The 9,699-nt window shown below is 71.5% G+C and carries 8 protein-coding genes; 6 read left to right on the forward strand and 2 right to left on the reverse strand.

What is annotated here, in order from left to right; genetic code table 11:
* Positions 1-72: 72 nt before the first annotated feature.
* Entirely contained in the window at positions 73-1,626 is a 1,554-nt protein-coding gene (locus tag ACFY9S_RS23610; RefSeq protein ID WP_391131695.1) for a helix-turn-helix domain-containing protein, read from the reverse strand.
* A 152-nt stretch (positions 1,627-1,778) separates the two neighbouring features.
* On the opposite strand from ACFY9S_RS23610, the gene ACFY9S_RS23615 reads away from it, so the two are divergent.
* The 4 genes from ACFY9S_RS23615 to ACFY9S_RS23630 all read left to right on the forward strand — a co-directional run bounded on the left by ACFY9S_RS23615 (position 1,779) and on the right by ACFY9S_RS23630 (position 5,460).
* A complete protein-coding gene (locus tag ACFY9S_RS23615; protein ID WP_391131697.1) occupies positions 1,779-2,759 on the forward strand; it encodes a proline dehydrogenase family protein in 981 nt (326 codons plus the stop codon).
* A gap of 72 nt (positions 2,760-2,831) precedes the next feature.
* Positions 2,832-4,463: an L-glutamate gamma-semialdehyde dehydrogenase gene (pruA, locus tag ACFY9S_RS23620; protein WP_391131699.1), complete on the forward strand. Its 1,632-nt coding sequence runs from the start codon at positions 2,832-2,834 to the stop codon at positions 4,461-4,463.
* 73 nt (positions 4,464-4,536) lie between these two features.
* Entirely contained in the window at positions 4,537-5,079 is a 543-nt protein-coding gene (locus ACFY9S_RS23625) for a GNAT family N-acetyltransferase (RefSeq protein WP_391131701.1), read from the forward strand.
* 249 nt (positions 5,080-5,328) lie between these two features.
* Complete coding sequence (locus ACFY9S_RS23630; protein WP_102911248.1) at positions 5,329-5,460, forward strand: hypothetical protein; 132 nt, start codon at positions 5,329-5,331, stop codon at positions 5,458-5,460.
* Between the two features lie 52 nt (positions 5,461-5,512).
* On the opposite strand, the gene ACFY9S_RS23635 is transcribed toward ACFY9S_RS23630, so the two are convergent.
* A complete protein-coding gene (locus tag ACFY9S_RS23635; protein ID WP_391131703.1) occupies positions 5,513-7,117 on the reverse strand; it encodes a fibronectin type III domain-containing protein in 1,605 nt (534 codons plus the stop codon).
* A gap of 161 nt (positions 7,118-7,278) precedes the next feature.
* On the opposite strand from ACFY9S_RS23635, the gene ACFY9S_RS23640 reads away from it, so the two are divergent.
* Positions 7,279-8,322, forward strand: coding sequence for a 3-isopropylmalate dehydrogenase (locus ACFY9S_RS23640; RefSeq protein WP_391131705.1), 1,044 nt, complete (start codon positions 7,279-7,281; stop codon positions 8,320-8,322).
* Between the two features lie 242 nt (positions 8,323-8,564).
* Positions 8,565-9,653, forward strand: coding sequence for a branched-chain amino acid aminotransferase (locus ACFY9S_RS23645; protein ID WP_391131707.1), 1,089 nt, complete (start codon positions 8,565-8,567; stop codon positions 9,651-9,653).
* The last annotated feature ends 46 nt before the right edge of the window (positions 9,654-9,699 follow it).

Genomic DNA, 9,699 nt, shown 5'->3' on the forward strand with positions numbered 1-9,699 from the left:
GCGCGCAGCGCCCGGGCGGCGATGGCGGCGTCCGCCCGGGAGGCGCCGGACTCTCACCCAGGTGCCGGGCTCTCACCCGGGCGGCCCCGTGGCCGTGCCGTGTGCGAGCCGGGCCCCCTTCAGCGCCATGTGCAGCAGCAGCCGGTCCTCGCCGTCGTCCAGGTCGAGGCCGGTCAGCTTCTCGATCCGGGACAGGCGGTAGTACAGGGTCTGGCGGTGGATGCCCAGCTCGGCGGCGGCCCGGGCGGCCTGGCCGGCGCAGTCCAGGTAGACCTCGGCGGTGCGGGCGAGTTCGAGGTGAGCGGGGGAGAGCAGCGCTTGTACGGCGGGGTCGTACGCCACCTCCGGCGGCAGGGCGGTGAGCAGCCGGAACGGCCCGATCGCGGACCACTCGGCGATCGGCCCGAGCCGGGGCTCCGCGAGCGCCGCCCGAGCGGCGGCCGAGGCCTCCCGCCAGGCGAGCCCCAGCTCGGCGATACCGGAGCGGGGGGTGGCGAGACCGGCGGCGGGACCGCGCGAGGCGCCCCCGGCCGGACCGTGCGCGACCGGGCCCCCGGCCCTGCGTGACGCGCCGGCGGATGCCCCGCCCGCGACGCCGGGGGCCGGTGCGCCCGGGGTGGTGTCGGTGGGTTGTCTCCTCGCGTCGTGGCTGCCGGGCCCGGAGTCGGCCCGTTGTCCACCCGCAGCGCGGGCATCCGCCCCGTGGGTAACCGCCCCGCGGGCAGCCGCACCGCCCGGGGGTGAGCCGCCCGGGGGTGAGCCGCCTGGGGGCGAGCCGCCCAGGGCCGCGGCCGTCGCCGGCGGATGTCCCCCCGGTCCGCCGCCGCTCGCACGCCCCCGCTCCAGCAACCGTCCCGCCGCGGTGGTCGCCGGTGTCAGCACGTCCGTCGAGCGCAGGCGCATCAGAACCGCCACGCAACTCTCGGCGGCCCCCCACGGCAACGTGCACAGTGCTGTCGCGCCCGGCATCGTGCGGACCGACGGCGCGTCGTCCGGGTCGGCCGAGGGCCAGGGGGCCACGCAGACCACCGTGTGGGGGCCGTCGGCGCGGGGGCCGAGGGCGGTACGGAGCTCCGCGATCGCCATGTCGCTCTGCCAGCCGGGCTCGGCGGTGAGCACCGCCCGCAGTTCGCGGCTGAGGTCGGCACCGTGCTGGGCCTCGTCCGCGAGCAGCGCGCCGATCCGGGCCGTGACCCGCATGGCGGCGGACAGCCGGTGTTCGCTCGGGCCGGGATCGTCGTCGAGCATCCAGACGTAGCCGTGCACCACGCCCCGGTGCCGGACGGGGAGACAGATCCGGCCCCGGTAGACCCCGGCCTCCGGTGTCGGGGGGATGCGGACCGGGCCCGTCGCCCGGGTGATGCCGAAGCCCTCGAACCACGCCCGGACCGCCGCTGTCGAGCGCCGGGTGAGGATCGAGCGGGTGCGCACCGGGTCCAGGGCCGACGGATCGAGGTCGCCCTCACTGTCGTACGCCCCGAAGGCGATCAGCTCGAAGTCCCGGTTCTCCAAGGTCGCGGGCGCTCCGAGCAGCTCCGAGATCTCGTCGACCAGCTCCTCGTAGTCGCCCCTGTGTTCCGACGTCACCCGGGCATTGTCGCGCACTTCCCGGACCCCTTCATACATCTGTCTGAGATCTGCGGCACGAATGCGTGACAGCTGTCGATGGCCGACGATCGGAGGGATCCTTAGGTTTCACGGTGGTTCTCCGTGCCGTACCCGACGCGTCATCCGCGAGGGGTCCGGCCCTCACGTTGCTTGTGCTCTGGAGGTGCCCCGTGCTGGGTCCCGTGATTCTCGCCGCGTCACGCAGCGACCGGATGCGACGCCTGGTCTCGGCGGCCCCGGTGACCAAGCAGGTCGTCGACCGCTTCATCCCGGGCGAGGACGTCGACGACATCGTCCCCGTCGTCCGGGGCCTCGCGGACAACGGCCTCGAACTGACGATGGACGTCGTCGGCGAGGACATCACCACCCCCGCGCAGGCCGCCGCCGCCCGGGACGCCTACCTGGAGCTCGTCGACCGCCTCAAGCCGCTGGAGCTCGGCCCCCGCGCCGAGATGTCGGTGAAGCTGTCGATGTTCGGGCAGGCCCTCCCGTCGCCCACCACCGCCCTGTTCGAAGGGCCCTCCGGGCCCACCCGCACCTTCCAGGACGGCCACGAGCTGGCCTTGAAGAACGTCCGCCCGGTCGTCGAGGCCGCCGCCGAGATCGGTACCACCGTCACGCTCGACGCCGAGGACCACACCACCCTCGACTCGATGTTCGCCATCCACGAGGAACTGCGGAAGGATTTCCCGCAGACCGGCTGCGTCATCCAGGCCTACCTCTTCCGCACCGAGGACGACGCCCGCCGCCTCGCCGCGAGCGGCAGCCGGGTCCGCCTGGTCAAGGGCGCGTACAAGGAGCCCGCCTCGGTCGCGTACCAGGACAAACACGAGATCGACCGGGCATATGTGCGGGTTCTGCGGACGTTGATGGAGGGCAAGGGGTACCCGATGATCGGGTCCCACGACCCGCGCCTGATCGCGATCGGCCAGGAACTCGCCCACCAGGCCGGGCGCAAGCTCGACGAGTACGAGTTCCAGATGCTCTACGGCATCCGCACCGACGAGCACCTGCGGCTGGCCTCCGAGGGCCACCGGATGCGCGTGTACACCGCGTACGGCACCGACTGGTACGGCTACTTCATGCGCCGCCTGGCGGAGAAGCCGGCCAACCTGCGCTTCTTCGCCCGGAGCATGATCACCAAGGGCTGACAGCCCTTCGAGGGCCATGAGCCCGCCAAGGGCTGAGACCGACACACCGCTCAGTAAGGAGTTACGGACAACATGGACGCTGTGACCCAGGTCCCCACCCCCGTCAACGAGCCGGTGCACGGCTACGCCCCCGGCTCGCCCGAGCGGGCCCGGCTGGAGGCCCGGCTGAAGGAGCTGGCCGACCACCCCGTCGACCTGCCCTGCACCATCGGCGGCGAGAAGCGGATGGGCGGCGGCGAGGCCTTCGAGGTCGTCCAGCCGCACAACCACCGGGCCGTGCTCGGCACGTACCGCAACGCCACGCAGCAGGACGCCCAGGACGCCATCGACGCGGCCCTGGCCGCCGCGCCCGCCTGGCGTGCGATGTCCTTCGACGACCGCGCGGCGATCATCCTGCGCGCCGCCGAGCTGCTGTCCGGACCGTGGCGCGAGACGCTCGCCGCCTCGACCATGCTCGGCCAGTCCAAGACCGCCCAGCAGGCCGAGATCGACACGCCCTGCGAGCTGATCGACTTCTGGCGGTTCAACGTCTCCTACGCCCGCAACCTGCTGGCCGAGCAGCCGCCGGCCAACTCCCCGGGTGTGTGGAACCGTCTGGACCACCGCCCGCTGGAGGGCTTCGTCTACGCGGTCACGCCCTTCAACTTCACCGCGATCGCGGGCAACCTGCCGACGGCCCCGGCCCTGATGGGCAACGTCGTCGTCTGGAAGCCGTCCCCGACGCAGACCCACGCCGCCGTGCTGCTCATGCAGCTCCTGGAGGAGGCGGGCCTGCCCAAGGGCGTCATCAACCTCGTCACCGGCGACGGCATCGAGGTCTCGAAGGTCGCCCTGGAGCACCGCGACCTCGCCGGCATCCACTTCACCGGCTCGACCCCCACCTTCCAGTACCTGTGGAAGACGGTCGGCGCCAACATCGAGAAGTACCGCACCTACCCGCGCCTCGTCGGCGAGACCGGCGGCAAGGACTTCCTCGTCGCCCACCCGTCGGCCGACCCGGCGATCCTGAAGACGGCGTTCACCCGGGGTGCCTTCGAGTTCCAGGGCCAGAAGTGCAGCGCCACCTCCCGGGCTTACATCCCCGCCTCGATCTGGAACTCCGGCTTCAAGGAGGAGCTCGCCGCCGAGGTCGACGGCATCAGGATGGGCGACGTCACGGACCTGTCGAACTTCATCGGCGCCGTCATCGACGAGCGTGCCTTCGCCAAGAACAAGGCCGCCATCGACCGCGCCAAGGAGGACGCCTCCTGCACGATCGTCGCGGGCGGCACCTACGACGACTCGGTGGGCTACTTCGTCCGTCCGACCGTCATCGAGTGCACCGACCCGGAGAACGAGGTCTTCCGCACCGAGTACTTCGGCCCGATCATCGCCGTACACGTCTACGAGGACGACAAGTACGACGAGATGCTGACGCAGATGGAGTCCGTCTCCGACTACGCCCTGACCGGCTCGGTCATCGCGAACGACCGCGCGGCGGCGGCCTACACGGCGGACAAGCTGCGCTACGCCGCCGGCAACTTCTACATCAACGACAAGTCGACCGGTGCCGTCGTCGGCCAGCAGCCCTTCGGCGGAGGCCGCGCCTCCGGTACCAACGACAAGGCCGGCGCCCCGCAGAACCTGATGCGCTGGACCCTGACCCGCGCCATCAAGGAGACGCTGGTCCCGCCGACCGACTACACCTACCCGCACATGGGCTGACACCCAGCCGCACCGACGGGCCAGGTCACGAAAGGACCTGGCCCGTCGGCATGCCCGGGGGAAGACTGGTCCGATGACCACCCGAGTGCGCACCGTCCACACCGCCGACCTCACCGCCACCGAACTCGACGCCGTGCGCCGCCTCCTGGACGCCGCGTTCGACGGCGACTTCGGCGACGACGACTGGGACCACGGCCTCGGCGGCCTGCACGCACTCGTCCACGACGGCTCGGGGCTCGCGGCGCACGGCGCGGTCGTGATGCGGCGGGTGCGGCACCGCGGCCGGTGGCTGCGCACCGGGTACGTCGAGAACGTCGCCGTCCGCGCCGACGCGCGCCGCACCGGCCTCGGCGGGCTGGTCATGGCGGAACTGGAACGCGTCGTCGACCGCGCCTACGATCTCGGCGCCCTCTCCGCGAGCGACGACGGGGCCCGGCTCTACACCTCCCGCGGCTGGCAGCCGTGGCCGGGCCGGGTGCACGCCCTCAGCCCGCGGGACGGCGTCGTCCGCCTCCCGGACGAAGAGGGCAGCACCTACGTCCGTACCGCCCTGGCCGGCTCCCTCGACCCCGGGCGGGAGCTGCTCTTCGACTGGCGCGACGGCGACGTGCTCTAGAGATCACCGCAGGTCAAGGCAGTGTGACCCAGTCCACCGTCTCAGATAGTAGGAAGTCCGAGTAACTGTGGAGACAGACGCTCCGCGCTCCCTTAGCTTTGTAGGAGCCGAACGTCTCGCTCGACCAAGCGAATGGCGGTCGTGAGCCGCGCCCCGTGCAGGCAACCCCTGCGGCACCGCTCCGTCGCCCCATCCGGCGTCTCGTAACCCTCCCTGTGCACTCCGTGCTGTCGAAGGAGTCGATTTCCCATGGCCGAGACGACCGTCCGCCGCCGAGTCCGTCACGTTTCCCCTACGACCGAGTCCGACCGCAAGAACGCCGCCGCCGCGCTCCAGCGCGCCCTCGACCGCAGGGACAACGGCGGATCCAGCGGCCACTGAGCCGCAACCGCAACAGGACCGGGAGCCGCCCGACGAGGAGCGGCGCGGGGCCTCACGCCCCGCGCCGCACCTCGAAGTGGTCGATCCGCGCACCGCTCGACGCCAGCGCCGACACCTTCAGTCTCGGCCTGGCGCCGCTGACCGCCTCCACCGAGAGGAACGAGAAGCCGCGGTAGCGCACCCGCGACCACTGCGCCGACTCCGCCTTGGTGTCCCGGGACTTGGTCCACCGGAACGTGGTGACCGGCTCGTGGTCGGCGGTGTTCCCCTCGTAGCTCTCCTTCACGCCGTCGGGGAAGCCGTACAGCTCCTTGCCGCCGCCGCCCGCGGTGACGTACACGATGCCGTCCCGCCGCGGATCCGTCGTCCCGCCGACCGGCACCGGCCTGCCCACCTCACCGCCCCGGATGGCGTCGGTCCGCTCGTAGACGTGGTTGTGCCCGTTGATCACCAGGTCCACCTCGTGCCGGGCGAACAACGGCAGCCACTCGGCCCGCACCCCACCGTCGGAGGCGTGCGTGGACGTCGAGTACGCGCAGTGGTGGAAGAAGACGACGATGAAGTCCACGTCCTTCGCGGACCTCAGCTCGCCGAGCTTGGCGTCCAGCCACTTCGTCTGCCGCCCCTCCGTGTGACCGAAGTTGGCGGGGATCTCGTACGACACGTCGTTCGCGTCCAGCGCGACCACGCCCACGTTGCCGTACGTGAAGGCGTACACCCCCGGTGCCGTACGGGCGTCGAAGCCGCTGTCCGGCAGGGAGAACCGGGCGAGCTGGCCGCCGTAGCCGTCCGGTGAGTACCAGGCCTCCATGTCGTGGTTGCCGGTCGTCACCATCCACGGCACCGACCTGGCCACCGGCTCGGTCTGCTTCAGGAAACGGTCCCACTGGCCCGCGTCGAAGACGTCCGACTCCTTGCCCTTGCCGGTCGGATCGGCGTAGCAGATGTCGCCCGCGTGCAGATGGAAGGCGGGCTCCCGGCGCAGGAGCGTGCGGTCGTTGAGTGCCGCCTCGTCGCCCACGCCCTGGTCGCCGAACGCCGTGAACACGAACCGCTCGGGCGGGCTCGCCGGCGCCGTGCGGAAGGACGTGACGGTCCGCCGGTGCCGCGGGGAAGCCGGGTCGAAGTCCTCGTGGCCGACGCCGTAGTAGTACGTCGATCCCGGGCGCAGGCCGTCCAGCGCGGCGTGCAGGTAGTACTGGTCGACCGCCGCCCGTACGCCCTTCAGTTCCGGGGTGTGCAGGTCGCGCAGCTCCGCCTCGATCTTGCGGCCGAGGTCGTCGGGGCGCAGGCCCACCCGCACGTAGGGCTTCCTCACCGCGAGCGGCACCTGCCAGGAGATCCGCATCTGCGTCCTGGGGTCGGCGCCGAACGCGAGATGGCGGCCGAAGGGTGTGATGAGGGAGCCGGGCGCCTTCGAGGTGCCCGGCGACGGGCTCCCGGCCGCCGTGGCGCCGCCCTGCCCGGACCGGGAGCCGGACCGGGAGCCGGAGCCGGTGCCGGAGCCGGTGCAGCCGGTCAGCAGCCCGCTCGCCACAGCGCCCGCGGTCACCAGGGTGCGCCGCCGCGACAGTCGCGTCCGCAGGTACTCGTGCTGCTCCGCCATGCTCATCCGGCGGGCGAGCTCGGGCGGGATGCCGAAGTGGGGGATCTCCATGTCCAGTGAACTTCCCAGCGCGGGCCAACGTCCCCACGACGTACGGGTGAACGCGAACCGACGGACGCGTGCCGTCCCCGGGCGGACGAGGCCCCGCCCTCCTGCTGTCCGCATCACGGACAGCCCGTGTCATCACATGGGACGAGGAGTAGGGTGCCCGCATGTCTCGCAGCATCAATCTCGCAGTGATCCCCGGTGACGGCATCGGCCAGGAGGTCGTGGCCGAAGGTCTGAAAGTCCTCTCCGCCGTCCTTCCGCAGGATGTGAAGCTGGAGACCGAGGAGTACGACTTCGGCGCCCGGCGCTACCACGCCACCGGTGAGACCCTCACCGACGCCGACCTCGACGCCCTGAAGCGGCACGACGCCATCCTGCTCGGCGCGATCGGCGACCCGTCCGTGCCCTCCGGCGTCCTGGAGCGCGGCTTCCTGCTCAAGCTCCGCTTCGCCTTCGACCACCACGTCAACCTGCGGCCCTCCAAGCTCCTCCCGGGAGTCGCCACCCCGCTCGCGGGCGAGCCGGAGATCGACTTCGTCGTGGTCCGCGAGGGCACCGAGGGCCCGTACACCGGCAACGGCGGCACGATCCGCAAGGGCACCGAGCACGAGGTCGCCACCGAGGTCTCGGTGAACACGGCCTTCGGTGTCGAGCGCGTGGTGCGGGACGCCTTCGCGCGCGCCCAGGCCCGTCCCCGCAAGAAGCTGGCGCTGATCCACAAGAACAACGTGCTCACCTTCGCCGGTCACCTGTGGACGAACATCTTCAACAAGGTGGCCGAGGAGTTCCCCGAGGTCACCACCGAGTACATGCACGTGGACGCGGCGACGATCTACCTCGTCACGCAGCCCGAGCGCTTCGACGTGATCGTCACGGACAACCTCTTCGGCGACATCGTCACCGACCTCGCCGCGGCCGTCTCCGGCGGCATCGGCGTCGCCGCCAGCGGGAACATCAACCCCTCCGGCGACTTCCCCTCGATGTTCGAGCCCGTGCACGGCTCGGCCCCGGACATCGCCGGCCAGGGCAAGGCCGACCCGACCGCCACCGTGCTGTCCGTCGCCCTGCTCCTGCGCCACCTCGGCTACGAGGCCGAGGCCGCCCGCATCGACGACGCGGTCGCCGCCGACCTCTCGGAGCGCGCCGGCAAGCCCGCCCGCTCCACCTCCGAGATCGGCGACGCGCTCGCCGTACGCGTAGCCGGCTGACCCGCCGCTGCACACCGCAAGCCGCCGGGTCGTCACCGCGCCCGGCGGCTTTCGCATGTTCCCGCCGGGTGTCACCATCGACCACCGGGCCGCATTCACCCCGTTCCTTCCGCCGTCGCCCCCGGGCGATAATCGAACGCGAGGCCGCGGAACGAGGGAATGCTCGGACGTCCTAGCACTGGTCACCATCAGAGCAGTACCGAGCGCGGCCCGTCACTACAACCGGTGAAGGACATCAACCCATGACGACGCCCACGATCGAGCTCAAGCCCTCCGCCAACCCGCTCTCCGCCGCGGAGCGCGAGGGCATCCTGGCCAACCCCGGGTTCGGCCGCCACTTCACCGACCACATGGTGACGATCAAGTGGACGGAGGGCCGCGGCTGGCACGACGGCCAGCTCGTGCCGTACGCGCCGATCTCCCTCGACCCCGCCACCACGGTCCTGCACTACGCCCAGGAGATCTTCGAAGGGCTGAAGGCCTACCGCCGGCCCGACGGCTCCGTCGCCACCTTCCGCCCCGAGAAGAACGCCGAGCGGTTCCAGCGCTCCGCCCGCCGGCTCGCGATGCCCGAGCTGCCGGTCGAGACGTTCATCGAGGCGTGCGACGCCCTGGTGAAGCAGGACAAGGCATGGGTGCCGGCGCACGGCGGTGAGGAGTCCCTCTACCTGCGTCCGTTCATGATCGCCACCGAGGTCGGGCTGGGTGTGAAGCCGGCCAACGAGTACCTGTTCCTGGTGATCGCGTCCCCGGCCGGGGCGTACTTCCCCGGTGGTGTGAAGCCGGTGTCCATCTGGGTCTCCGAGGACCGGGTCCGTGCCGTCCCCGGCGGCATGGGCGACGCGAAGACGGGCGGCAACTACGCGGCGTCCCTGCTCGCGCAGGCCGAGGCCGCCACGAAGGGCTGCGACCAGGTCTGCTACCTCGACGCCGTGGAGCACACGTGGGTCGAGGAGCTGGGCGGCATGAACCTGTACTTCGTGTACGGCGACAAGATCGTGACGCCGTCGCTCACCGGGTCCATCCTGGAGGGCGTCACGCGCGACTCCCTGCTCGCCGTCGCCCGTGACCTCGGGTACGAGGCGGAGGAGGGCCGGGTCTCGGTCGACCAGTGGCAGCGGGACTCGGAGAACGGGTCGCTGACCGAGGTCTTCGCGTGCGGTACGGCCGCGGTGATCACCCCGGTCGGTACGGTGAAGCGGGCCGGGGTGGAGTGGAAGCAGAGCGGGGGAGAGCCGGGCGAGGTCACACTGCGGCTGCGTCAGGCGCTGCTCGACATTCAGCGGGGTACGGCCGAGGACAAGCACGGTTGGATGCACCAGCTGGGATAGGGCACCACTCGGCGCCGGGGGCAGGCCGGGGCCCCGCCCCCGGCCC

It is taken from the genome of Streptomyces sp. NPDC012474, from assembly GCF_042955185.1.
In the GTDB taxonomy this organism is placed as follows: domain Bacteria; phylum Actinomycetota; class Actinomycetes; order Streptomycetales; family Streptomycetaceae; genus Streptomyces; species Streptomyces cahuitamycinicus.

What these genes read in the sequence shown, in the direction of transcription:
- ACFY9S_RS23610 (WP_391131695.1), bottom strand. Translation starts at nt 1,626, where the DNA reads ATGTATGAAGGGGTCCGGGAAGTGCGCGACAATGCCCGGGTGACGTCG.
- pruA (WP_391131699.1), top strand. Translation starts at nt 2,832, where the DNA reads ATGGACGCTGTGACCCAGGTCCCCACCCCCGTCAACGAGCCGGTGCAC.
- ACFY9S_RS23625 (WP_391131701.1), top strand. Translation starts at nt 4,537, where the DNA reads ATGACCACCCGAGTGCGCACCGTCCACACCGCCGACCTCACCGCCACC.
- ACFY9S_RS23630 (WP_102911248.1), top strand. Translation starts at nt 5,329, where the DNA reads ATGGCCGAGACGACCGTCCGCCGCCGAGTCCGTCACGTTTCCCCTACG.
- ACFY9S_RS23635 (WP_391131703.1), bottom strand. Translation starts at nt 7,117, where the DNA reads ATGGAGATCCCCCACTTCGGCATCCCGCCCGAGCTCGCCCGCCGGATG.
- ACFY9S_RS23640 (WP_391131705.1), top strand. Translation starts at nt 7,279, where the DNA reads ATGTCTCGCAGCATCAATCTCGCAGTGATCCCCGGTGACGGCATCGGC.
- ACFY9S_RS23645 (WP_391131707.1), top strand. Translation starts at nt 8,565, where the DNA reads ATGACGACGCCCACGATCGAGCTCAAGCCCTCCGCCAACCCGCTCTCC.